33 protein-coding genes are annotated in these 20,717 nt (G+C 34.9%); all 33 read left to right on the top strand.

The genetic code is table 11. The features are described 5' to 3' along the window. Positions 1-10: 10 nt before the first annotated feature. The 33 genes from fusA to BLV35_RS14130 all read left to right on the top strand — a co-directional run bounded on the left by fusA (position 11) and on the right by BLV35_RS14130 (position 20,670). Positions 11-2,167, top strand: coding sequence for an elongation factor G (fusA, locus tag BLV35_RS13970; protein WP_091091581.1), 2,157 nt, complete (start codon positions 11-13; stop codon positions 2,165-2,167). An 11-nt stretch (positions 2,168-2,178) separates the two neighbouring features. Next, positions 2,179-2,484, top strand: a complete 306-nt coding sequence (rpsJ, locus tag BLV35_RS13975; RefSeq protein ID WP_011963470.1) for a 30S ribosomal protein S10 — start codon at positions 2,179-2,181, stop codon at positions 2,482-2,484. 153 nt (positions 2,485-2,637) lie between these two features. Then, positions 2,638-3,255, top strand: a complete 618-nt coding sequence (rplC, locus tag BLV35_RS13980; protein WP_074724346.1) for a 50S ribosomal protein L3 — start codon at positions 2,638-2,640, stop codon at positions 3,253-3,255. Continuing rightward, positions 3,255-3,884, top strand: a complete 630-nt coding sequence (rplD, locus tag BLV35_RS13985; RefSeq protein ID WP_091091583.1) for a 50S ribosomal protein L4 — start codon at positions 3,255-3,257, stop codon at positions 3,882-3,884. The genes rplC and rplD overlap by 1 nt, the downstream gene beginning before the upstream one ends. A gap of 6 nt (positions 3,885-3,890) precedes the next feature. Next, complete coding sequence (gene rplW / locus BLV35_RS13990; RefSeq protein ID WP_074724344.1) at positions 3,891-4,181, top strand: 50S ribosomal protein L23; 291 nt, start codon at positions 3,891-3,893, stop codon at positions 4,179-4,181. 9 nt (positions 4,182-4,190) lie between these two features. Beyond that, entirely contained in the window at positions 4,191-5,015 is an 825-nt protein-coding gene (rplB, locus tag BLV35_RS13995) for a 50S ribosomal protein L2 (protein WP_091091587.1), read from the top strand. 6 nt (positions 5,016-5,021) lie between these two features. Next, positions 5,022-5,300 carry a 30S ribosomal protein S19 gene (gene rpsS, locus BLV35_RS14000; RefSeq protein ID WP_007136562.1) on the top strand — a complete coding sequence of 93 codons (279 nt, stop codon included), beginning with the start codon at positions 5,022-5,024 and terminating at the stop codon, positions 5,298-5,300. A gap of 6 nt (positions 5,301-5,306) precedes the next feature. Then, the gene (rplV, locus tag BLV35_RS14005; RefSeq protein WP_007136561.1) at positions 5,307-5,717 is read left to right on the top strand and encodes a 50S ribosomal protein L22; all 411 of its coding nucleotides are present in this window, start codon (positions 5,307-5,309) and stop codon (positions 5,715-5,717) included. A 6-nt stretch (positions 5,718-5,723) separates the two neighbouring features. Next, entirely contained in the window at positions 5,724-6,473 is a 750-nt protein-coding gene (gene rpsC, locus BLV35_RS14010) for a 30S ribosomal protein S3 (RefSeq protein ID WP_026707012.1), read from the top strand. Positions 6,474-6,491: 18 nt separating this feature from the next. Further along, positions 6,492-6,917, top strand: coding sequence for a 50S ribosomal protein L16 (rplP, locus tag BLV35_RS14015; RefSeq protein WP_016989325.1), 426 nt, complete (start codon positions 6,492-6,494; stop codon positions 6,915-6,917). 13 nt (positions 6,918-6,930) lie between these two features. Then, positions 6,931-7,128: a 50S ribosomal protein L29 gene (gene rpmC, locus BLV35_RS14020; RefSeq protein ID WP_091091590.1), complete on the top strand. Its 198-nt coding sequence runs from the start codon at positions 6,931-6,933 to the stop codon at positions 7,126-7,128. Positions 7,129-7,139: 11 nt separating this feature from the next. After that, positions 7,140-7,400 carry a 30S ribosomal protein S17 gene (gene rpsQ / locus BLV35_RS14025; RefSeq protein WP_091091594.1) on the top strand — a complete coding sequence of 87 codons (261 nt, stop codon included), beginning with the start codon at positions 7,140-7,142 and terminating at the stop codon, positions 7,398-7,400. A 2-nt stretch (positions 7,401-7,402) separates the two neighbouring features. Beyond that, positions 7,403-7,771, top strand: coding sequence for a 50S ribosomal protein L14 (gene rplN, locus BLV35_RS14030; protein WP_007136556.1), 369 nt, complete (start codon positions 7,403-7,405; stop codon positions 7,769-7,771). An 11-nt stretch (positions 7,772-7,782) separates the two neighbouring features. Beyond that, positions 7,783-8,097: a 50S ribosomal protein L24 gene (gene rplX, locus BLV35_RS14035; RefSeq protein ID WP_091091597.1), complete on the top strand. Its 315-nt coding sequence runs from the start codon at positions 7,783-7,785 to the stop codon at positions 8,095-8,097. A gap of 2 nt (positions 8,098-8,099) precedes the next feature. Then, a complete protein-coding gene (gene rplE / locus BLV35_RS14040) occupies positions 8,100-8,651 on the top strand; it encodes a 50S ribosomal protein L5 (RefSeq protein ID WP_074724339.1) in 552 nt (183 codons plus the stop codon). 3 nt (positions 8,652-8,654) lie between these two features. After that, positions 8,655-8,924, top strand: coding sequence for a 30S ribosomal protein S14 (rpsN, locus tag BLV35_RS14045; protein ID WP_074724338.1), 270 nt, complete (start codon positions 8,655-8,657; stop codon positions 8,922-8,924). A 70-nt stretch (positions 8,925-8,994) separates the two neighbouring features. Then, complete coding sequence (gene rpsH, locus BLV35_RS14050) at positions 8,995-9,393, top strand: 30S ribosomal protein S8 (RefSeq protein ID WP_066081018.1); 399 nt, start codon at positions 8,995-8,997, stop codon at positions 9,391-9,393. Positions 9,394-9,408: 15 nt separating this feature from the next. Beyond that, a complete protein-coding gene (gene rplF / locus BLV35_RS14055) occupies positions 9,409-9,951 on the top strand; it encodes a 50S ribosomal protein L6 (RefSeq protein WP_091091600.1) in 543 nt (180 codons plus the stop codon). 11 nt (positions 9,952-9,962) lie between these two features. Beyond that, positions 9,963-10,313, top strand: a complete 351-nt coding sequence (gene rplR, locus BLV35_RS14060) for a 50S ribosomal protein L18 (protein ID WP_091091603.1) — start codon at positions 9,963-9,965, stop codon at positions 10,311-10,313. Positions 10,314-10,319: 6 nt separating this feature from the next. Beyond that, positions 10,320-10,844, top strand: a complete 525-nt coding sequence (rpsE, locus tag BLV35_RS14065; protein WP_091091607.1) for a 30S ribosomal protein S5 — start codon at positions 10,320-10,322, stop codon at positions 10,842-10,844. A gap of 12 nt (positions 10,845-10,856) precedes the next feature. Then, on the top strand, positions 10,857-11,039 hold the full coding sequence (rpmD, locus tag BLV35_RS14070; RefSeq protein WP_073210382.1) for a 50S ribosomal protein L30: 183 nt from the start codon (positions 10,857-10,859) through the stop codon (positions 11,037-11,039). 11 nt (positions 11,040-11,050) lie between these two features. Next, positions 11,051-11,503, top strand: a complete 453-nt coding sequence (gene rplO, locus BLV35_RS14075; RefSeq protein WP_091091611.1) for a 50S ribosomal protein L15 — start codon at positions 11,051-11,053, stop codon at positions 11,501-11,503. A 13-nt stretch (positions 11,504-11,516) separates the two neighbouring features. Beyond that, complete coding sequence (gene secY, locus BLV35_RS14080; RefSeq protein ID WP_074724334.1) at positions 11,517-12,863, top strand: preprotein translocase subunit SecY; 1,347 nt, start codon at positions 11,517-11,519, stop codon at positions 12,861-12,863. A 4-nt stretch (positions 12,864-12,867) separates the two neighbouring features. Next, positions 12,868-13,083: a translation initiation factor IF-1 gene (gene infA / locus BLV35_RS14085; RefSeq protein WP_007136545.1), complete on the top strand. Its 216-nt coding sequence runs from the start codon at positions 12,868-12,870 to the stop codon at positions 13,081-13,083. A gap of 12 nt (positions 13,084-13,095) precedes the next feature. After that, positions 13,096-13,212 (top strand): type B 50S ribosomal protein L36, encoded by a 117-nt coding sequence (gene ykgO, locus BLV35_RS14090; RefSeq protein ID WP_074724333.1) that lies wholly within the window; start codon positions 13,096-13,098, stop codon positions 13,210-13,212. Between the two features lie 2 nt (positions 13,213-13,214). Further along, positions 13,215-13,589 (top strand): 30S ribosomal protein S13, encoded by a 375-nt coding sequence (gene rpsM, locus BLV35_RS14095; RefSeq protein WP_074724332.1) that lies wholly within the window; start codon positions 13,215-13,217, stop codon positions 13,587-13,589. A gap of 8 nt (positions 13,590-13,597) precedes the next feature. Further along, positions 13,598-13,981, top strand: coding sequence for a 30S ribosomal protein S11 (gene rpsK / locus BLV35_RS14100; RefSeq protein WP_007136543.1), 384 nt, complete (start codon positions 13,598-13,600; stop codon positions 13,979-13,981). A 90-nt stretch (positions 13,982-14,071) separates the two neighbouring features. Next, positions 14,072-14,677 carry a 30S ribosomal protein S4 gene (rpsD, locus tag BLV35_RS14105; RefSeq protein ID WP_074724331.1) on the top strand — a complete coding sequence of 202 codons (606 nt, stop codon included), beginning with the start codon at positions 14,072-14,074 and terminating at the stop codon, positions 14,675-14,677. A 21-nt stretch (positions 14,678-14,698) separates the two neighbouring features. After that, a complete protein-coding gene (locus BLV35_RS14110; RefSeq protein ID WP_074724330.1) occupies positions 14,699-15,691 on the top strand; it encodes a DNA-directed RNA polymerase subunit alpha in 993 nt (330 codons plus the stop codon). Between the two features lie 63 nt (positions 15,692-15,754). Further along, entirely contained in the window at positions 15,755-16,246 is a 492-nt protein-coding gene (gene rplQ, locus BLV35_RS14115) for a 50S ribosomal protein L17 (protein WP_091091615.1), read from the top strand. Between the two features lie 243 nt (positions 16,247-16,489). Beyond that, on the top strand, positions 16,490-17,590 hold the full coding sequence (gene carA, locus BLV35_RS14120) for a glutamine-hydrolyzing carbamoyl-phosphate synthase small subunit (RefSeq protein ID WP_091091618.1): 1,101 nt from the start codon (positions 16,490-16,492) through the stop codon (positions 17,588-17,590). 349 nt (positions 17,591-17,939) lie between these two features. Beyond that, the gene (gene eno, locus BLV35_RS14125) at positions 17,940-19,232 is read left to right on the top strand and encodes a phosphopyruvate hydratase (protein WP_091091622.1); all 1,293 of its coding nucleotides are present in this window, start codon (positions 17,940-17,942) and stop codon (positions 19,230-19,232) included. Positions 19,233-19,386: 154 nt separating this feature from the next. Then, positions 19,387-20,670 carry a citrate synthase gene (locus tag BLV35_RS14130; RefSeq protein WP_091091626.1) on the top strand — a complete coding sequence of 428 codons (1,284 nt, stop codon included), beginning with the start codon at positions 19,387-19,389 and terminating at the stop codon, positions 20,668-20,670. Positions 20,671-20,717: the final 47 nt, after the last annotated feature.

The raw sequence follows: 20,717 nt of genomic DNA on the forward strand, positions 1-20,717 counted from the left end.
TTCATAAGAAATGGCTAGAGACTTAAAATATACAAGAAATATAGGAATTGCTGCTCACATTGATGCTGGTAAAACAACAACAACAGAGCGTATTCTTTTTTATACTGGTAAATCACACAAAATTGGTGAAGTACACGATGGTGCTGCAACAATGGACTGGATGGCTCAAGAGCAAGAAAGAGGTATTACAATTACTTCTGCTGCTACAACTTGTGAGTGGAATTTTCCAACTACACAAGGAAAGCCGTTGCCGGAGACGTTACCTTACCACTTTAATATTATTGATACTCCAGGACACGTTGATTTCACTGTAGAAGTGAATCGTTCATTACGTGTATTGGATGGATTAGTTTTCTTGTTTAGTGCTGTTGATGGTGTTGAGCCTCAATCAGAAACTAACTGGAGATTAGCGGATCAATATAGAGTTCCTCGTATTGGTTTTGTTAATAAAATGGATAGACAAGGATCTAACTTTTTGATGGTATGTCAACAAGTAAGAGATATGTTAAAATCAAACGCAGTTGCGATCACTTTGCCAATTGGTGAAGAGAATGATTTCAGAGGTGTTGTGGATTTGGTAAAAAACCAAGCTATTGTATGGCATGAAGAAGGTTTAGGAGCAACTTATGATATTGTGCCTATTCCTGAAGATATGCTTGAAGAAGTTAAGGAATACAGATCGATTCTTATTGAAGCAGTAGCTGATTATGATGAGAATTTGCTTGAAAAATTCATGGAAGATGAAAACTCTATTACAGAGGAAGAAATCAACATTGCATTAAGAGCAGCTGTTATGGACATGGCTATCATCCCGATGATTGCTGGTTCTTCTTTTAAAAACAAAGGTGTTCAATTTATGTTGGATGCAGTTTGTAAATACTTGCCTTCTCCAATGGATAAAGATGGTATCGAAGGGATTCATCCTGATGATGCTGAATTATTAGAAGAAGATCAAACTAAAATATTGCGTAAGCCAGATGTTAAAGAGCCATTCGCTGCTTTAGCATTTAAGATTGCTACAGATCCTTTCGTAGGACGTTTAGCTTTCTTCCGTGCTTATTCAGGACGTTTAGATGCAGGTTCTTATGTATTGAACACACGTTCAGGAAATAAAGAAAGAATCTCAAGAATATACCAAATGCATGCTAACAAGCAAAACCCAATCGATTATATCGAAGCAGGTGATATTGGAGCAGCAGTAGGATTTAAGGATATCAAAACTGGAGATACATTGTGTGATGAAAAACACCCAATTATTCTTGAGTCTATGAAATTCCCTGCGCCGGTAATTGGTATTGCAATTGAGCCTAAAACTAAGGCTGACGTAGATAAAATGGGTATGGCTTTGGCTAAATTAGCTGAAGAAGATCCTACGTTTACAGTTAGAACAGATGAGGCTTCAGGGCAAACTATTATCTCTGGTATGGGTGAGCTTCACTTAGATATCTTAGTAGATAGAATGCGTCGTGAATTCAAAGTTGAAGTGAACCAAGGTGAGCCTCAAGTTGAATACAAGGAAGCTTTTACAAAAACTGCTATTCATAGAGAAACATACAAGAAACAATCAGGAGGTCGTGGTAAATTCGGTGATATCGTATTTAAACTTGAGCCAGCTGATGAAGTTGACGGTAAAGTTCCTGTTGGTTTACAGTTTGTTAACGCTGTAAAAGGTGGTAACGTACCTAAGGAATATATTCCTTCTGTAGAAAAAGGTTTTAGAGAAGCTATGAAAACGGGTCCTTTGGCTGGTTATCAAGTGGATAGTTTAAAAGTAACTTTAACTGACGGATCTTTTCACCCTGTCGATTCTGATGCACTCTCTTTTGAGTTAGCAGCAAGAATGGGGTATAGAGAAGTTGCTAAGGCTGCAGGTGCTGTTATTCTTGAGCCAATCATGAAAATGGAAGTTATTACACCAGAAGAAAACATGGGAGATATCGTAGGTGATATCAACCGTCGTAGAGGTCAGGTTAATGATATGGGTGATAGAGCTGGTGCTAAAACTATTAAGGCAGATGTGCCGTTATCAGAAATGTTTGGTTATGTTACGACATTAAGAACATTATCATCTGGTAGAGCAACATCTACTATGGAATTTTCACATTACGCGGAAACTCCTTCTAATATTTCAGAAGCAGTAATCAAAAAAGCAAAAGGAAACGCTTAATCTTTAAGAAAATGAGTCAAAAAATCAGAATAAAACTAAAATCTTACGATCACATGTTGGTAGACAAGTCTGCTGAGAAGATTGTAAAAACGGTTAAGAGTACCGGTGCAGTAGTAACAGGACCAATTCCATTACCAACTCACAAAAAACTTTTTACAGTGCTACGTTCTCCGCACGTTAACAAAAAAGCGAGAGAGCAATTTGAAGTAATGTCATACAAGAGATTGATTGATATTTATTCATCTTCATCTAAAACTATTGATGCTTTAATGAAATTAGAATTGCCTAGTGGAGTTGAAGTAGAGATCAAAGTTTAAGGATTTACTTAAGAGTAAAAAGGGCACTTTGTTTAAGTGGAAATTTTTTTTGGATTGTGTGTAAATAAGTTATACTTTTGCACCACTTTAAAAATGAGTTCCACTTAAATGATGTGTTCTATTTTTATATTTAATAATTAATAATTAATATTTATGTCTGGGTTAATTGGTAGAAAAATCGGCATGACTAGTATTTTCGATGAAAACGGGAAGAATATTCCTTGTACAGTAATTGAAGCTGGTCCTTGTGTTGTTACCCAAGTCAGAACCATTGGTGTTGACGGGTACGAAGCGTTGCAACTAGGTTTCGATGACAAAAACGAGAAACATTCCACAAAAGCGGCTTTAGGTCACTTTAAAAAAGCGGGAACTGTAGCTAAGAAAAAAGTCGTTGAATTCCAGAATTTTGCAACAGAACAAAAACTAGGAGATCTTATAGATGTTTCTATGTTTGTTGAAGGAGAATTTGTAGATGTACAAGGTGTATCTAAAGGTAAAGGTTTTCAAGGGGTTGTAAAACGTCACGGTTTTGGTGGTGTTGGTCAAGCAACTCACGGTCAACATAACCGTTTAAGAGCCCCAGGTTCTGTAGGAGCTTCTTCTTATCCATCTAGAGTATTCAAAGGAATGCGTATGGCTGGAAGAATGGGAGGAGAAAATGTAAACGTTCAAAACCTTAGAGTTTTAAAAGTAGTGACTGAAAAGAACCTACTTGTTATAAAAGGATGTGTTCCTGGATGTAACAACTCTTATGTAATCATTCACAAGTAATGGAAGTAAAAGTATTAGATTTCAACGGAAAAGATACTGGAAGAAAGGTTGAACTTTCTGATTCAGTATTCGCAATTGAACCAAATAATCACGCTGTATACCTTGATGTTAAGCAATATTTAGCTAATCAAAGACAAGGAACGCACAAAGCTAAAGAAAGAGCTGAAGTAGCGGGAAGTACACGTAAGATTAAAAAACAAAAAGGAACTGGTACTGCTCGTGCGGGTAGTGCAAAGAATCCATTGTTTAAAGGTGGGGGAACAGTTTTTGGACCTAGACCAAGAAGTTATTCATTCAAATTGAATAAAAACTTGAAACGTTTAGCAAGAAAATCTGCATTCTCAATGAAAGCAAAAGAATCAAATATTATCGTTCTTGAAGACTTTAAATTTGAAACACCAAACACTAAAAATTTCATTAATGTTTTGAAAGCTTTAGAGTTAGAAAATAAAAAATCTCTATTTGTGTTGGGCGATACGAATAAAAATGTATATTTGTCGTCACGCAATTTAAAGGCATCTAATGTTGTAAGTAGCTTAGAATTAAGTACTTATGCTATATTAAATGCTAATAACCTAGTTCTTTTAGAAAGCTCTTTGGAGATAATTGAAGAAAATTTAAGTAAATAATAGGATATGAGTATCATAATTAAACCTATAGTAACGGAAAAAGTAACCAAAGAAAGTGAAGTTTTAAACCGCTTCGGATTCGTTGTTAACAAAAAAGCAAATAAAGTTGAGATTAAGAAAGCTATTGAAGCTGCTTATGGTGTGACTATTTTGAGTGTTAACACGATGAACGTAAGACCGGATAGAACTACAAAATACACTAAAAGTGGTTTAATCAGTGGAAAGACTAATGCAATTAAAAAAGCAATTGTTCAAGTACAAGACGGAGAAACAATTGATTTTTACAACAATATCTAAGATAGAAAAATGTCAGTAAGAAAATTAAAACCTATTACCCCAGGTCAGCGATTTAGAGTTGTGAATGGTTATGACGCCATTACAACTGATAAGCCGGAACGCTCTTTGATAGCGCCGATAAAAAACTCTGGAGGTAGAAATAGTCAAGGAAAGATGACCATGCGTTATACGGGTGGTGGTCACAAGCAGAGATATCGTATCATTGATTTCAAAAGAACAAAGGAAGGAATTCCTGCGACAGTGAAGTCAATTGAATATGATCCAAATCGTACTGCATTTATCGCATTGTTAGCTTATGCTGATGGTGAGAAAACTTATGTTATTGCTCAAAACGGATTGAAAGTTGGTCAGAAATTAGTTTCTGGTCCAGATTCTCAACCGGAAATTGGTAATGCATTGCCGTTAAGCAGAATTCCGTTAGGAACTGTGATTTCTTGTATTGAGTTAAGACCAGGTCAAGGAGCAGTAATTGCTCGTTCTGCTGGAACTTTTGCTCAATTAATGGCAAGAGACGGGAAATACGCAACAATCAAAATGCCTTCAGGTGAAACAAGATTAATCTTGTTAACTTGTGCTGCTACAATTGGAGCTGTTTCTAATTCAGACCACCAATTAGTTGTATCTGGTAAAGCAGGTAGAACAAGATGGTTAGGTAGAAGACCTAGAACAAGACCTGTTGCAATGAACCCTGTCGATCACCCAATGGGTGGTGGTGAAGGACGTTCTTCTGGTGGACATCCACGTTCAAGAAATGGAATACCAGCAAAAGGTTATAGAACTCGTTCTAAGAAAAACCCGAGTAACAAGTATATCGTAGAACGTAGAAAGAAATAATAAGATATGGCACGTTCATTAAAAAAAGGACCTTTCGTTCATTATAAGTTAGACAAGAAAGTTCAAGAAAACATCGCAGGTGGAAATAAAGGAGTTGTAAAGACATGGTCTAGAGCTTCAATGATTACTCCAGACTTTGTTGGGCAAACTATCGCAGTTCATAACGGTCGTCAATTTGTACCAGTTTACGTAACAGAAAACATGGTAGGTCACAAATTAGGAGAGTTTTCACCAACTAGATCTTTTAGAGGTCATGCTGGAGCAAAAAATAAAGGTAAAAAATAAGAAGCAATGGGAGTTCGTAAAAGAGAAACAGCAGATGCGAGAAAAGAGGCTAATAAGTCTATTGCTTTCGCAAAATTGAATAACTGCCCTACTTCACCTAGAAAAATGCGCTTAGTAGCGGACTTGGTAAGAGGTCAGAAGGTAGAGAGAGCATTAAACATCTTAAGATTTAGTTCTAAAGAAGCTTCAAGAAAATTAGAGAAATTGGTTTTATCTGTTATTGCCAACTGGCAAGCAAAAAACCCTGATGCTAATATGGAAGAAGCAGGTTTATTTGTTAAAACGATTACAGTAGATGGTGGAATGATGTTGAAAAGACTTCGTCCAGCTCCACAGGGTCGTGCACACAGAATAAGAAAACGTTCTAACCACGTTACAATCGTGTTAGGATCTATTAATAACACACAAGCAATTTAATACAAGATGGGACAAAAGACAAATCCAATTGGAAATAGACTTGGTATCATCAGAGGATGGGACTCAAACTGGTATGGTGGAAATGATTATGGTGATAAACTTGCCGAAGATCACAAAATCAGAAAGTATATCCATGCTCGTTTATCAAAAGCTAGTGTATCAAAAGTAATCATCGAGAGAACTTTGAAACTTGTAACCGTTACTATCACTACTGCTAGACCTGGTATCATTATCGGAAAAGGTGGACAAGAGGTAGACAAGTTAAAAGAAGAACTTAAGAAAATTACTGACAAAGAGGTTCAAATCAACATCTTTGAAATCAAAAGACCTGAACTTGACGCGTATCTAGTTGCTACAAGCATCTGTCGTCAAATCGAAAGCCGTATTTCTTACAGACGTGCAATCAAAATGGCTATTGCTGCTTCTATGCGTATGAACGCTGAAGGTATCAAAGTTTTGATTTCTGGTCGTTTGAATGGTGCTGAGATGGCACGTTCAGAAGGTTTCAAAGAAGGAAGAGTTCCTTTATCAACTTTCAGAGCCGATATTGATTATGCATTAGCTGAAGCGCATACTACTTACGGTAGAATGGGTATCAAAGTGTGGATCATGAAAGGTGAAGTTTACGGAAAGAGAGATCTTTCTCCGCTTGCTGGAATGGACAAGAAACAATCTGGCGGAAAAGGTGGAGATTCTCCTCGTGGGAAATCTAACTTTAATAAAGGTGGAAAACCAGACGCTCGTAAAAGAAAGTAATTTTTAAATTAAAGAAAAATGTTACAGCCTAAAAGAACAAAATACCGTAAGGTACAAAAAGGTAAAATGAAAGGGAACTCTGGAAGAGGGCATGAACTTTCTAATGGAATGTTTGGTATTAAATCTGTACATGAAGATGGAATGTTTCTAACTTCTCGTCAAATTGAAGCTGCGCGTATCGCTGCAACTCGTTTCATGAAAAGAGAGGGACAATTATGGATCAAAATATTTCCAGACAAACCAATTACTAAGAAACCTCTTGAGGTACGTATGGGTAAAGGTAAAGGTGCAGTTGAGTATTGGGCTGCCGTTGTTAAACCCGGAAGAATTATGTTTGAAGTTGGAGGAGTTCCTTTGTCAGTTGCAAAAGAGGCGTTACGTCTTGCAGCTCAAAAGCTTCCAGTAAAAACTAAATTCGTAGTTGCTAGAGATTTCGAAGCATAATCTATATTATATTATGAAACAATCAGAAATAAAAGATCTTTCTGCAGCGGAGTTGCAAGAGAAGCTTAGTTTGACTAAGAAAACATATGCTGACCTAAAAATGGCTCATGCTATATCGCCAATTGAGAACCCACTTCAAATTAGAGGTGTAAGAAGAACAATTGCAAGATTAGCTACAGAGCTAACTAAAAGAGAATTGCAACAATTGTAATCTGCTGAAAGATGGAAGAAAAAAGAAATTTAAGAAAAGAAAGAGTTGGTGTTGTAACTTCGGACAAAATGGATAAATCTATTGTTGTTGCAGAAGTGCGTAAAGTAAAACACCCGTTATACGGTAAGTTCGTGTTGAAAACTAAAAAGTATCATGCACACGACGAAACGAACGACTGTAACGTTGGGGATACTGTAAGGATTAGCGAAACGCGTCCTTTAAGTAAAACTAAATGTTGGAGGTTAGTTGAAATCCTAGAAAGAGCTAAATAATTATGGTACAACAAGAATCAAGACTAAAAGTAGCAGATAACACAGGAGCTAAAGAAGTTTTAACTATCCGTGTTTTAGGAGGTACCAAAAGAAGGTATGCTTCTGTTGGTGACAAGATTGTAGTTTCTATCAAAGATACAACTCCTAACGGAAGCGTTAAAAAAGGAGCTGTTTCAACTGCAGTTGTTGTACGTACCAGAAAAGAAGTGAGAAGAGCCGATGGTTCTTATATCCGTTTCGATGACAATGCATGTGTTCTTTTGAACGCTGCAGGGGAAATGAGAGGAACTCGTGTTTTTGGACCGGTAGCAAGAGAACTTCGTGAAAAACAATTCATGAAAATTGTATCATTAGCACCTGAAGTGCTTTAATTCGTTTTAAGATGATAAAGCTAAAAATAAAAACTGGAGACATTGTAAGAGTAATTGCTGGTGACCATAAAGGTTCAGAAGGTAAAGTATTACGTGTTGACCGCGAGAAAAACAAAGCTATTGTTGAAGGTGTAAACATGGTTTCAAAACACACGAAACCAAGTGCAAAAAGCCCTCAAGGTGGTATTGTAAAAAAAGAAGCTGCTATTCAAATATCTAATATATCTCTAATTGATCCTAAAACTAAGGAAGCAACTAGAGTTGGAATTAGAGTTGAAGGAGATAAGAAAGTAAGATTTTCGAAAAAATCTAATCAAGTACTATAGTAATGGAGTATACACCTAGACTAAAAGAAGAATATAAGAACAGAGTAATATCTGCTCTTAAAGAGGAGTACGGATACACAAACGTAATGCAAGTTCCAAAATTGGAAAAAATCGTTTTGAGCCGTGGAGTTGGAGCAGCAGTTTCTGATAAAAAATTAATCGACTATGCAGTTGATGAATTAACAAAGATAACTGGACAAAAAGCTATATCTACAATTTCAAAGAAAGATGTTGCATCTTTCAAATTGAGAAAAGGAATGCCGATTGGTGCTAAAGTTACTTTACGTGGAGAAAGAATGTATGAGTTTTTAGATAGACTTATTACTTCTGCTTTGCCACGTGTTAGAGATTTCAGTGGTATAAAAGCTACAGGTTTTGACGGAAGAGGAAACTATAACCTTGGGGTTTTAGAACAAATCATTTTCCCAGAAATTGACATTGATAAAGTAAACAAAATATCAGGTATGGATATCTCTTTTGTAACTACTGCAAAAACAGATAAGGAAGCAAAGTCATTATTGGCTGAATTAGGATTACCTTTTAAAAAGAATTAAGATATGGCTAAAGAATCAATGAAAGCCCGTGAGGTGAAGAGAGAAAAAACGGTAGCTAAGTATGCTGAGAAAAGAAAAGCTTTGTTAGAGGCTGGAGATTTCGTAGGTTTGCAGAAATTACCTAAAAACGCTTCACCTGTTCGTTTACACAACAGATGTAAAATTACAGGTAGACCTAGAGGTTATATGCGTCAATTTGGTGTTTCACGTGTTACATTTCGTGAAATGGCAAATAACGGATTGATACCAGGGGTTAAAAAAGCCAGTTGGTAAAAAATTAATTTTAATTGGTTAAAGGTTCTTCAGAAGGTCTGAAGAAAACCATAACCGCAAATTTATACATATGTATACAGATCCTATTGCAGATTATTTAACAAGGGTTAGAAACGCTGTGGCTGCAAACCACAAAGTTGTTGAGATCCCTGCATCTAATCTAAAAAAAGAAATAACTAAGATCTTATTTGATCAAGGTTATATCTTAAGTTACAAATTTGAAGACAACGCTGTTCAGGGTTCAATCAAAATTGCTTTGAAGTATGATAAAGATACTAAAGAGTCAGTAATAAAAGATATCCAAAGAATTAGTAAACCAGGTTTACGTAAATATTCAAGTTCTTCAACCATTCCAAGAATCCTTAACGGATTAGGTATTGCTATTGTTTCTACATCAAAAGGATTGATGACAGGAAAAAAAGCAAAACAATTGAATGTTGGTGGTGAAGTAATTTGTTACGTATACTAATAAATAGACTATAAGATGTCAAGAATAGGTAAAAGCCCAATTGTAATCCCTGCTGGAGTAACTGTAGAAGTTAAAGATGGTATTATTACAGTAAAAGGAAAAAATGGTCAACTTACACAGGAGTTTTCGGACGTAACTGTTACAGTTGAAGACGGTCAAGTTCAAGTAGACAGATCGTCTGATCACAAAGACCAAAGAGCAAAACACGGTTTGTACAGATCTTTAATCAATAACATGATTATCGGTGTAACAGATGGTTTTACAAAATCGTTGGAATTGGTAGGAGTTGGTTATAGAGCTTCGAATCAAGGACAAAAATTAGATTTAGCTCTTGGATATTCTCACAATATCGTTTTGCAAGTTGCTGCTGAAGTAACTTTAGAAACTATATCTGAAAAAGGTAAAAACCCAATTGTTAAACTTACATCGTTTGACAAACAACTTTTAGGTCAAGTTGCGGCAAAAATTAGAGCTTTTCGTAAGCCTGAGCCGTACAAAGGAAAAGGAGTTAAATTTGTGGGTGAAGTATTAAGAAGAAAAGCAGGTAAATCAGCTTAAAAAATAAGATTATGTCATTATCAAAACCTGAAAGAAGACAGAGAATTAGATTCAGAATTAGAAAGACGATTAGTGGTTCTGCTACAAATCCAAGACTATCTGTATTTAGAAGTAACAAAGAAATTTATGCTCAACTTATTGATGACGTAAACGGAGTTACTATTTTGGCTGCTTCTTCAAGAGAAAAAGAAATAGGAAAAGGTACTAACGTAGAGGTTGCTATTGCAGTTGGAAAACTTGTAGCAGAGAAAGCGTTAAAAGCTGGGATAGAAGTTGTAACATTCGATAGAGGAGGTTACTTGTATCACGGTCGTATTAAATCATTAGCAGAAGGCGCGAGAGCGGCTGGACTTAAATTCTAATATATTATGTCTAATAAATACAAGAATGTAGAGTTGGTAAAACCAAGTGGTCTTGAATTAAAAGATCGTTTGGTGAGTGTTAATCGTGTTACTAAAGTTACAAAGGGTGGTAGAGCTTTCGGTTTTTCTGCTATTGTAGTTGTAGGTGATGAAAATGGTGTTGTAGGTCATGGATTAGGGAAATCTAAAGATGTTTCTGAAGCAATTGCGAAAGCAGTAGAAGATGCTAAGAAAAATCTAGTAAAAATTCCTTTGAATGGACAATCAGTACCACACGAACAAAAAGGTAAGTTTGGTGGAGCTCGTGTATTTTTAATTCCTGCCTCTCATGGTACAGGAGTTATTGCAGGTGGAGCTGTTCGTTCAGTTCTTGAGTCAGTTGGGATTCACGATGTATTATCGAAATCTCAAGGATCATCAAACCCTCACAACGTAGTTAAGGCAACTTTTGATGCGTTGTTACAAATGAGAAGCGCCTATAGTGTTGCAAAACAAAGAGGAGTTTCTTTAGAAAAAGTTTTTAAAGGTTAATTCAAGGAAATTATGGCTAAATTATTAGTAAAACAAGTTAGAAGTAAAATCAACTGTCCTCTTACTCAAAAAAGAGGATTGGAAGCTTTAGGTCTACGTAAAATGGGACAAATTGTAGAGCATGATTCAAACCCTACAATCCTTGGGATGATAAACAAAGTTAAACACTTAGTTTCTGTAGAGGAAACTAAATAACAAATACTGTTATGAATTTAAGTAACTTACAACCAGCTGAGGGTTCAACACACAGTCAAAATAAGAGATTAGGTAGAGGAGAAGGTTCTGGAAAAGGTGGTACTTCGTCAAGAGGTCACAACGGACAAAAATCTCGTTCTGGTTATTCTAAAAAGATTGGTTTTGAAGGAGGGCAAATGCCACTTCAAAGACGTGTGCCTAAGTTTGGTTTTACAAACATCAATCGTAAAGAATACGAAGGTGTGAATCTTGATACACTTCAATTGTTAGTAGATAATGGAATTGTAACTGATGCTGTCGATATGACAACTTATGTTGCAAACCGTTTAGCTACTAAGAATGAAATCGTTAAGATTTTAGGAAGAGGAGAATTGAAAGCAAAATTAAAAGTAACTGCTCACAAATTTACTGCTACTGCAAAAGCTGCTATTGAAGCTGCTGGAGGAGAAGCTGTAACAATGTAATTTTTCAATTAATATGAAGAAATTTATTGAATCAATAAGTAATGTTTGGAAAATCGAGGAACTAAAAAACAGAATCCTAATTACGTTAGGTCTGCTTTTAGTTTATCGTTTTGGAGCACATGTTACGCTTCCGGGAATTGATGCAACACAATTAAATAGTTTAGCGGGACAAACCAAAAGTGGTATTGGATCTATCCTAGATATGTTTACTGGTGGTGCATTCTCTAAAGCGTCAGTTTTTGCTTTAGGAATTATGCCTTACATTTCGGCTTCTATTGTTGTTCAGCTTATGGGAATTGCTATTCCTTATTTGCAAAAGCTTCAAAACGATGGTGAGAGTGGTAGAAAAAAGATTAATCAGATAACTCGTTGGTTGACTATTGTTATTACACTAGTACAAGGGCCAACTTACATCTACAATCTATATAGAACTTTACCTAGTAGTGCATTTTTATTAGGGTTTAATTCTTTTGAATTCTTATTTTCTTCAGTGATTATCTTAGTTACAGGTACAATATTTGCCATGTGGTTAGGAGAAAAAATAACTGATAAAGGAATTGGAAATGGTATTTCGCTTTTAATTATGGTAGGTATACTTGCTAGATTTCCTCAAGCATTTATACAGGAATTTACTACTAGAGTTACGAATAACAACGGTGGACCAATGTTATTGGTTATCGAAATTATTATATGGCTTTTAGTTATTGTTGCCTGTGTTTTATTAACTATGGCAATTAGAAAGATACCAGTACAGTACGCTCGTCGTACTACGTCAGGTGATTTTGAACAAGATATGATGGGTGGTAATAGACAATGGATTCCATTAAAGCTTAATGCTTCTGGAGTTATGCCTATTATCTTTGCTCAAGCTATCATGTTCATTCCTGCTGCTGTGGCTGGGTTGTCTAAATCAGATGCATCGCAATCAGTTGTTGGCGCTTTTAGTAATATGTTCGGTTTTTGGTATAACCTTGTTTTTGCAACTTTAATAGTTGTATTTACTTTCTTTTATACTGCAATTACAGTTCCTACTAATAAGATGTCAGATGATTTGAAAAGAAGTGGAGGATTTATTCCAGGTATTAGACCAGGTGTAGAGACTTCAGATTTTCTTGACAAAGTGATGTCTTTGATAACTTTCCCAGGATCTTTATTTCTAGCTCTAATAGCTGTGTTCCCAGCGATTATTGTAAGTCTTATGGATGTTCAACAATCTTGGGCAATGTTTTTTGGGGGTACCTCATTAATAATTATGGTTGGTGTTGCCATAGATACAATTCAACAAATTAATTCATACTTGTTAAACAAACATTATGACGGTTTAATGAAGAGTGGAAAAAATAGAAAAGCAGTAGCTTAATCTTATGGCAAAACAATCAGCAATAGAACAAGACGGATCCATAATTGAAGCATTATCAAATGCGATGTTCCGTGTAGAGTTAGAAAATGGACATATCGTAATTGCTCATATATCTGGAAAGATGCGTATGCATTATATCAAATTATTACCTGGTGATAAAGTGAAACTAGAAATGAGCCCATACGATTTGTCAAAAGCAAGAATTACTTATAGATATTAAAGGATATTCACAATGAAAGTTAGAGCATCAGTAAAAAAGAGAAGTCCCGAGTGCAAGATTGTGCGTAGAAAAGGGATATTGTACGTTATAAACAAAAAGAATCCTAGATTTAAACAAAGACAAGGATAATTATGGCAAGAATAGCAGGGGTAGATATCCCGAAAAACAAGAGAGGTGTTATAGCACTTACCTATATCTTCGGATTAGGAAATAGTAGAGCTATTGAGATTTTAGAAAAAGCTCAAGTTAGCCAAGATAAAAAAGTTCAAGATTGGAATGATGATGAGATCGGAGCAATTCGTGAAGCAGTATCAGAATTCAAAATTGAAGGAGAATTGCGTTCTGAAGTTTCTTTGAACATCAAACGTTTAATGGATATTGGTTGTTACAGAGGTATCCGTCATAGAACTGGTCTTCCTTTAAGAGGACAAAGAACTAAAAACAACTCTAGAACAAGAAAAGGTAAAAGAAAAACTGTTGCCAACAAGAAAAAAGCAACTAAATAATAAGTAATATGGCTAAAGCAACTGCAAAAAAACGTAAAGTTATCGTTGAATCAACGGGAGAAGCTCATATTTCTGCTACCTTCAATAACATCATTATTTCTTTGACAAACAAAAAAGGTGAAGTTATTTCTTGGTCTTCAGCTGGTAAAATGGGTTTTAGAGGTTCTAAAAAGAACACTCCATACGCAGCCCAAATGGCAGCAGAAGATTGTAGTAAAGTAGCTATTGAAGCAGGACTTAAAAAAGTGAAAGTTTATGTAAAAGGACCAGGAAACGGACGTGAGTCTGCGATTCGTTCTTTGCATAACGGTGGAATCGAAGTAACTGAGATTATCGATGTTACTCCAATGCCTCACAATGGATGTCGTCCTCCTAAAAGACGTAGAGTTTAATAATATATTTAAGTATAACTAGGTAGAATAAACGATTATCGAAGGATATGACCTGAATTCATAATCTCTACCTTAATAAAATTTTTAGAAATGGCAAGATATACTGGTCCAAAAACTAGAATTGCTCGTAAATTTGGCGAAGCAATATTCGGAGATGACAAAGCATTCGAAAGAAGAAGTTACCCACCTGGGCAACACGGAATGGCTAAAAAAAGAGGTAAAAAATCTGAATATGCAATCCAGTTAATGGAGAAGCAAAAGGCTAAATATTCTTATGGAATTTTAGAAAAACAATTCAGAGGTTTATTTAAAAAAGCATCAGCTACTAAAGGTGTTACTGGTGAAGTTCTTTTACAATTATGTGAAGCAAGATTAGATAACGTAGTATTTAGAATGGGTATCGCTCCTTCTAGAAGAGGCGCTAGACAACTTGTATCTCACAGACACGTTACCGTTAATGGTGATGTTGTAAATATCGCTTCTTACCACCTTAAACCTGGTGATAAAGTAGGAGTTCGTGAAAAATCTAAATCATTAGAGGCTATCGAACGTTCTTTATCTAATTCAAGTCATGTTTATGAATGGATTACTTGGAATAATGACGTTAAAGAAGGTACTTTCGTTTCTGTACCGGCTAGACTTCAAATTCCAGAAAACATTAAAGAACAGTTAATCGTAGAGTTGTACAACAAATAATAATTGACTTAGTCGAAATTTATGGCAATATTTAATTTTCAGAAGCCCGATAAAGTTATCATGATCGATTCAACCGATTTTGAAGGTAAATTTGAATTTAGACCTTTAGAACCAGGATACGGATTGACCGTTGGTAATGCACTTAGAAGAGTTTTGCTTTCAGCATTAGAAGGTTATGCAATTACATCCGTTCGCATTGAAGGTGTAGATCATGAGTTTTCTACTATCTCAGGAGTTGTTGAAGATGTTACCGAAATTATTCTTAATCTTAAACAAGTACGTTTCAAACGTCAAATTGAAGATATAGATAATGAGGCAGTTACTATTTCTGTTTCAGGTAAAGATCAATTGACAGCTGGTGATTTTCAAAAATTCATTTCAGGTTTCCAAGTTTTGAATCCAGAACTTGTTATCTGTAATCTAGATCCAAAAATCAAACTGAACTTCGATTTAACAATCGAAAAAGGTAGAGGATATGTTCCTGCAGAGGAGAACAAAAAACAGAACGCTGCAATTGGAACCATTTTTACGGATTCTATTTTTACTCCGGTAAAAAACGTAAAATATTCAATTGAAAATTTCCGTGTAGAGCAAAAAACAGATTATGAGAAATTAGTTTTTGAAATAAAAACTGATGGTTCTATCAATCCAAAAGATGCGCTTACTGAAGCTGCTAAAGTTTTAATTCACCATTTCATGTTGTTTTCTGACGAAAGGATTACACTCGAGGCTGATGAGATCGCACAAACAGAATCGTATGATGAGGAATCATTACATATGAGACAATTGCTTAAAACTAAGCTTGTTGATATGGACTTATCTGTAAGAGCATTAAATTGTTTGAAAGCGGCTGAAGTTGATACACTTGGAGATTTAGTATCGTTCAATAAAAATGACCTAATGAAATTCCGTAATTTTGGTAAAAAATCTTTAACTGAGCTAGATGAACTAGTGGCTATTAAAAATTTGAACTTCGGAATGGATTTAGCGAAATACAAACTAGATAAAGAATAAATTACTTCATATTTTGATCTCCAAAACGGATAGTATCAAGATGAAAGTATAAAAAAACACGTCATGAGACACGGAAAAAAATTCAACCACTTAAGCAGACAAACAGCGCATAGAAAATCTATGTTAGCTAATATGGCTTGTTCTCTTATTGAGCACAAACGTATTAACACTACTGTTGCTAAAGCGAAAGCGCTTAAACAATTTGTTGAGCCTTTAATAACAAAATCAAAAACTGATACGACTCATAACCGTCGTATTTGTTTCGCTTACTTACGTAGTAAATATGCGGTAACTGACTTGTTCAGAGACGTAGCTGCTAAAGTAGGAGACCGTCCAGGTGGATACACTCGTATCATTAAAGTTGGAAATCGTTTGGGAGATAATGCTGATATGGCAATGATCGAACTTGTAGATTTCAATGAACTTTACAATGGTGGTAAAAAAGAAGTTAAAAAAGCAAAAAGCCGTCGTGGTGGAAAAGCTAAAAAAGCAGATGAAGCTACTGAAGAAGCTCCAGTTGCTGAAGCTGACACAACTACAGACGCAGCTGAGTAATTATGAAGATAATTATTCAATAAAATTTAAGGATAAACTAGTAATAGTTTATCCTTTTTTTTTGCTTTTTTTCGAACAAATGAATGTAGGGCTTTACATTTTTCTGCTATTCTGTTTGTTTTGTTACATTCTATTAAGTAAAAGCGCCCATAAGGACGAGCTTTTCCTTTTATTTTATAAAAAATTTTAAAAGTTTGCATCCATTGTATTAATGGATTAAATTTGCACAATATTTAACTACTCATGAAATATACAACACGACAAAGCGCCATACTTTTACTAAGTGATGGAACCATTTTTCACGGAAAATCAATAGGGATCAGTGGAACAACTTTTGGAGAAGTATGCTTTAATACCGGAATGACCGGTTATCAAGAAATTTTTACGGATCCGTCTTATTTTGGGCAGATAATGGTAGCCACTAATGCTCATATTGGGAATTATGGCGTAAATGAAAATGAAGTAGAATCTGATGGTATAAAAATATCAGGTTTAGTTTGTAAAAACTTTAGTTTCAATTATTCTAGAGCAGATGCTTCAGAGAGCTTAGAGGATTACTTCATTAAACAAAACCTTATTTGTATCTCTGATGTGGATACTAGAGCGCTTGTAAGTTACATTAGAGATAATGGGGCTATGAATGCTGTTATTTGTACTGACGGGACTGCTGTAGAGGATTTAAAGAAGTCTTTGGTAAATGTTCCTGATATGAAAGGATTAGAACTAGCGTCAAAAGTTTCTACTAAGGAGGCATATTACTATGGTGATGAAAATGCTACCTACAAAATTGCAGCATTAGACTTAGGTATTAAAACAAATATCCTACGTAACCTTGCTAAAAGAGATTGTTATATTAAGGTTTTTCCTTTTGACTCAACATATAGTGATTTAGCTTCTTTTAGTCCTGATGGTTTTTTCTTATCTAATGGTCCTGGTGATCCAGAACCTCTTTCAGGAGCTATTCAAGTGGCAAAAGAAATTCTGGAGAATAACAAACCATTATTTGGAATTTGTTTAGGTCATCAAGTAATTGGTTTAGCTAATGGAATTTCGACATATAAAATGTTTAATGGGCACAGAGGAATAAATCATCCGGTAAAGAATTTGATTTCTGGCAAAGGTGAAATTACTTCTCAGAATCATGGTTTTGCAGTGAACAAAGAAGAGTTGGAAAACAATTCTGATATGGAAATTACGCATGTTCATTTAAATGACGGAACTGTTGCAGGAATGAAAATGAAACATAAAAATTGTTTTTCAGTTCAGTACCATCCTGAAGCAAGTCCTGGACCTCATGATTCCTCTTATTTATTCGATCAATTTATTGAAAATATTAAAGGATAATATAAATATTTTTTTTTGATAAAAACTATAGGGATACTTTCTTTTTAATTAAAGTTAGTATCCTTTTTTAGTTAATATTGGTTTTGGATAAGGCGATTTAAATCATTGATGATAAATATTGGTAGCATTGTTAATTTATTTTATTCGGTGATTTTGGAATGATTGAGTCAAATTTTTTCTTTTTTACTTAAAAAAGAAGCACGAGTTCTATATTATTTCTATAAAAACAAGGGTAGAATTTTTATTTATATATAATTATAACGTTTTCGTTAATAAGATTCATTATTTTCATATTATCATTAGAAAAGATAGAATATATTTGTGTTATTAAAATTTAAAATAAAGTAATATGAGTATTATTATCAAAATTCACGCAAGACAAATTTTCGATTCAAGAGGGAATCCTACAATAGAAGTAGATGTAGTTACTGAACATGGTGTTTTGGGTAGAGCGGCAGTTCCATCTGGAGCTTCAACTGGAGAACATGAAGCAGTGGAATTACGTGACGGAGGGAAAGCCTATTTAGGAAAAGGAGTTTTGAATGCAGTGAAAAATGTTAATACCATTATTGCTGAAGAACTGTTAGGTACGTCTGTTTTTGAACAAAATGTAATTGATCAAATGATGATTGATTTGGATGGTACGCCAAACAAATCTAAGTTAGGAGCAAATGCTATTTTAGGTGTTTCTCTTGCAGTAGCAAAAGCAGCCGCTAATGAATTAGGTTTGCCATTATATAGATATGTAGGAGGTGTTTCTGCAAATACATTGCCTGTGCCAATGATGAATATCATCAACGGTGGTTCACATTCTGATGCACCGATTGCTTTTCAAGAATTCATGATTTTTCCTGTTAAGGCAACTTCATTTACTCATGCAATGCAAATGGGAACAGAGATTTTTCATAGTTTGAAAAAAGTATTACATGATAGAGGTTTGAGTACGGCTGTAGGTGATGAAGGTGGTTTCGCGCCAACATTAGCTGGTGGTACGGAAGATGCTTTGGATACAATTAAATTAGCAGTTGAAAATGCAGGATATACGTTTGGTGACGAAATCATGATCGCTTTAGATTGTGCTGCTGCTGAATTTTATGTAAACGGTAAATACGATTACTCTAAATTTGAAGGTGAAACTGGTAAAATTAGATCTTCTGCTGAACAAGTTGACTATTTAGCGGAATTGGTTGCTAAATACCCAATTATCTCTATCGAAGACGGTATGGATGAAAATGACTGGGATGGATGGAAATTACTTACAGATAAAATTGGAGATAAAGTTCAGTTAGTTGGAGATGATTTGTTCGTGACCAATGTAGAGCGTTTGTCTACAGGTATCGAAAGAGGTATTGCTAATTCAATTTTGATAAAAGTGAACCAAATTGGTACATTAACAGAGACTATTGCTGCTGTTAATATGGCTAAAAATGCAGGTTATACTTCTGTAATGTCACATCGTTCTGGAGAAACAGAAGACAATACAATTGCTGATTTAGCAGTTGCGTTAAATTGTGGTCAAATTAAGACAGGTTCTGCTTCCCGTTCTGATCGTATGGCAAAATACAATCAATTATTAAGAATAGAAGAAGAGCTTGGTGATACAGCGTATTTCCCTGGAAAGAAAGCATTCAAGATAAAATAATAGTATTATTTTTATTTATATAAAGCCATTCGAGTTATTCGGGTGGCTTTTTTGTTGAATTTAACAATAACATTATCGATTTCGCTTTTTATTTAATGTTATTATCCTTAGATTTGGTAGATTATTAAATATAAAGTTTTATTTTCAAAATATTATGTCAAAAACAGCTATAGTAGAAATTGATGGTAAGAGGTATGAGTTTCCAGTTGTAGAAGGAAGCGAAAACGAAGAAGCTATCGATATTAACAAATTACGAGATTTAACTGGGGTAATCACTCTTGACCCAGGGTATAAAAATTCAGGTTCTTGTACCAGTAAAATCACTTTCTTAGATGGTGAACTAGGAATACTTCGTTACAGAGGGTATTCAATTGAAGAATTAGCTGATAAAGCTGATTTTTTAGAAGTATCTTTTCTTTTAATTTTTGGAGAGTTGCCTACTGCAGTTCAGTTGCAGCAATTTGAAGACGATATTAGAAGACATACATTAGTTAATGAAGAAATGAAAAGCATCATTGATGGTTTTCCAAGAACGGCGCATCCAATGGGTGTTTTAGCTGCTTTAACTAGTGCTTTAACAGCATTTAACCCTAAATCGGTAAATGTTGATAATGAAAAAGAAATGTATCACGCCGTTTGTAAGACGATGGGGAAATTCCTAGTAATTGCAACATGGACGTACAGAAAAAGCATGGGTTATCCTTTAAACTATTATGATAACACAAAAGGATATGTAGAGAATTTCATGAAATTAATGTTTGAAATACCAACAGGACCTTATAAAGCAAGTCCAATTGTTATCGATGCATTAAATAAATTGTTTATCCTTCATGCAGATCATGAACAAAACTGTTCTACATCTACTGTAAGAATGGTTGGTTCTTCTCATGCGGGATTATTCGCGTCAATTTCAGCAGGTGTTTCTGCGCTTTGGGGACCTCTACATGGAGGAGCAAATCAAGCGGTTCTTGAAATGCTAGAAGAAATCCATAACAATGGAGGAGACACGGATAAATATATGGCTAAGGCCAAAGATAAAAACGATCCTTTTAGACTGATGGGTTTTGGTCATAGAGTTTATAAAAACTTTGATCCACGTGCTAAAATTATCAAAAAAGCGGCAGATGAAGTTTTAGAAACTTTAGGTGTTGATGATCCAATTCTTGCAATTGCAAAGAAATTAGAAGCATTGGCTCTAGAGGATGAATATTTCAAATCAAGAAGCTTATATCCAAATGTAGATTTCTATTCTGGAATCATTTATAGAGCATTAGGAATTCCTACTGATATGTTTACCGTGATGTTCGCTATTGGGCGTTTACCGGGTTGGATTGCACAATGGAAAGAAATGCGTGAAAACAAAGAGCCTATCGGAAGACCAAGGCAAATATATACTGGATCTCCTTTGAGAGATTTTAAAACAGTAGATAAACGATAAATTCAATTTTAAAAAGCTTCACTTTCTAGTGAGGCTTTTTTTACCTT

Source organism: Flavobacterium gillisiae (assembly GCF_900107635.1).
GTDB classification, from domain to species: domain Bacteria; phylum Bacteroidota; class Bacteroidia; order Flavobacteriales; family Flavobacteriaceae; genus Flavobacterium; species Flavobacterium gillisiae.

What these genes read in the sequence shown, in the direction of transcription:
- fusA (WP_091091581.1), top strand. Translation starts at nt 11, where the DNA reads ATGGCTAGAGACTTAAAATATACAAGAAATATAGGAATTGCTGCTCAC.
- rpsJ (WP_011963470.1), top strand. Translation starts at nt 2,179, where the DNA reads ATGAGTCAAAAAATCAGAATAAAACTAAAATCTTACGATCACATGTTG.
- rplC (WP_074724346.1), top strand. Translation starts at nt 2,638, where the DNA reads ATGTCTGGGTTAATTGGTAGAAAAATCGGCATGACTAGTATTTTCGAT.
- rplD (WP_091091583.1), top strand. Translation starts at nt 3,255, where the DNA reads ATGGAAGTAAAAGTATTAGATTTCAACGGAAAAGATACTGGAAGAAAG.
- rplW (WP_074724344.1), top strand. Translation starts at nt 3,891, where the DNA reads ATGAGTATCATAATTAAACCTATAGTAACGGAAAAAGTAACCAAAGAA.
- rplB (WP_091091587.1), top strand. Translation starts at nt 4,191, where the DNA reads ATGTCAGTAAGAAAATTAAAACCTATTACCCCAGGTCAGCGATTTAGA.
- rpsS (WP_007136562.1), top strand. Translation starts at nt 5,022, where the DNA reads ATGGCACGTTCATTAAAAAAAGGACCTTTCGTTCATTATAAGTTAGAC.
- rplV (WP_007136561.1), top strand. Translation starts at nt 5,307, where the DNA reads ATGGGAGTTCGTAAAAGAGAAACAGCAGATGCGAGAAAAGAGGCTAAT.
- rpsC (WP_026707012.1), top strand. Translation starts at nt 5,724, where the DNA reads ATGGGACAAAAGACAAATCCAATTGGAAATAGACTTGGTATCATCAGA.
- rplP (WP_016989325.1), top strand. Translation starts at nt 6,492, where the DNA reads ATGTTACAGCCTAAAAGAACAAAATACCGTAAGGTACAAAAAGGTAAA.
- rpmC (WP_091091590.1), top strand. Translation starts at nt 6,931, where the DNA reads ATGAAACAATCAGAAATAAAAGATCTTTCTGCAGCGGAGTTGCAAGAG.
- rpsQ (WP_091091594.1), top strand. Translation starts at nt 7,140, where the DNA reads ATGGAAGAAAAAAGAAATTTAAGAAAAGAAAGAGTTGGTGTTGTAACT.
- rplN (WP_007136556.1), top strand. Translation starts at nt 7,403, where the DNA reads ATGGTACAACAAGAATCAAGACTAAAAGTAGCAGATAACACAGGAGCT.
- rplX (WP_091091597.1), top strand. Translation starts at nt 7,783, where the DNA reads ATGATAAAGCTAAAAATAAAAACTGGAGACATTGTAAGAGTAATTGCT.
- rplE (WP_074724339.1), top strand. Translation starts at nt 8,100, where the DNA reads ATGGAGTATACACCTAGACTAAAAGAAGAATATAAGAACAGAGTAATA.
- rpsN (WP_074724338.1), top strand. Translation starts at nt 8,655, where the DNA reads ATGGCTAAAGAATCAATGAAAGCCCGTGAGGTGAAGAGAGAAAAAACG.
- rpsH (WP_066081018.1), top strand. Translation starts at nt 8,995, where the DNA reads ATGTATACAGATCCTATTGCAGATTATTTAACAAGGGTTAGAAACGCT.
- rplF (WP_091091600.1), top strand. Translation starts at nt 9,409, where the DNA reads ATGTCAAGAATAGGTAAAAGCCCAATTGTAATCCCTGCTGGAGTAACT.
- rplR (WP_091091603.1), top strand. Translation starts at nt 9,963, where the DNA reads ATGTCATTATCAAAACCTGAAAGAAGACAGAGAATTAGATTCAGAATT.
- rpsE (WP_091091607.1), top strand. Translation starts at nt 10,320, where the DNA reads ATGTCTAATAAATACAAGAATGTAGAGTTGGTAAAACCAAGTGGTCTT.
- rpmD (WP_073210382.1), top strand. Translation starts at nt 10,857, where the DNA reads ATGGCTAAATTATTAGTAAAACAAGTTAGAAGTAAAATCAACTGTCCT.
- rplO (WP_091091611.1), top strand. Translation starts at nt 11,051, where the DNA reads ATGAATTTAAGTAACTTACAACCAGCTGAGGGTTCAACACACAGTCAA.
- secY (WP_074724334.1), top strand. Translation starts at nt 11,517, where the DNA reads ATGAAGAAATTTATTGAATCAATAAGTAATGTTTGGAAAATCGAGGAA.
- infA (WP_007136545.1), top strand. Translation starts at nt 12,868, where the DNA reads ATGGCAAAACAATCAGCAATAGAACAAGACGGATCCATAATTGAAGCA.
- ykgO (WP_074724333.1), top strand. Translation starts at nt 13,096, where the DNA reads ATGAAAGTTAGAGCATCAGTAAAAAAGAGAAGTCCCGAGTGCAAGATT.
- rpsM (WP_074724332.1), top strand. Translation starts at nt 13,215, where the DNA reads ATGGCAAGAATAGCAGGGGTAGATATCCCGAAAAACAAGAGAGGTGTT.
- rpsK (WP_007136543.1), top strand. Translation starts at nt 13,598, where the DNA reads ATGGCTAAAGCAACTGCAAAAAAACGTAAAGTTATCGTTGAATCAACG.
- rpsD (WP_074724331.1), top strand. Translation starts at nt 14,072, where the DNA reads ATGGCAAGATATACTGGTCCAAAAACTAGAATTGCTCGTAAATTTGGC.
- BLV35_RS14110 (WP_074724330.1), top strand. Translation starts at nt 14,699, where the DNA reads ATGGCAATATTTAATTTTCAGAAGCCCGATAAAGTTATCATGATCGAT.
- rplQ (WP_091091615.1), top strand. Translation starts at nt 15,755, where the DNA reads ATGAGACACGGAAAAAAATTCAACCACTTAAGCAGACAAACAGCGCAT.
- carA (WP_091091618.1), top strand. Translation starts at nt 16,490, where the DNA reads ATGAAATATACAACACGACAAAGCGCCATACTTTTACTAAGTGATGGA.
- eno (WP_091091622.1), top strand. Translation starts at nt 17,940, where the DNA reads ATGAGTATTATTATCAAAATTCACGCAAGACAAATTTTCGATTCAAGA.
- BLV35_RS14130 (WP_091091626.1), top strand. Translation starts at nt 19,387, where the DNA reads ATGTCAAAAACAGCTATAGTAGAAATTGATGGTAAGAGGTATGAGTTT.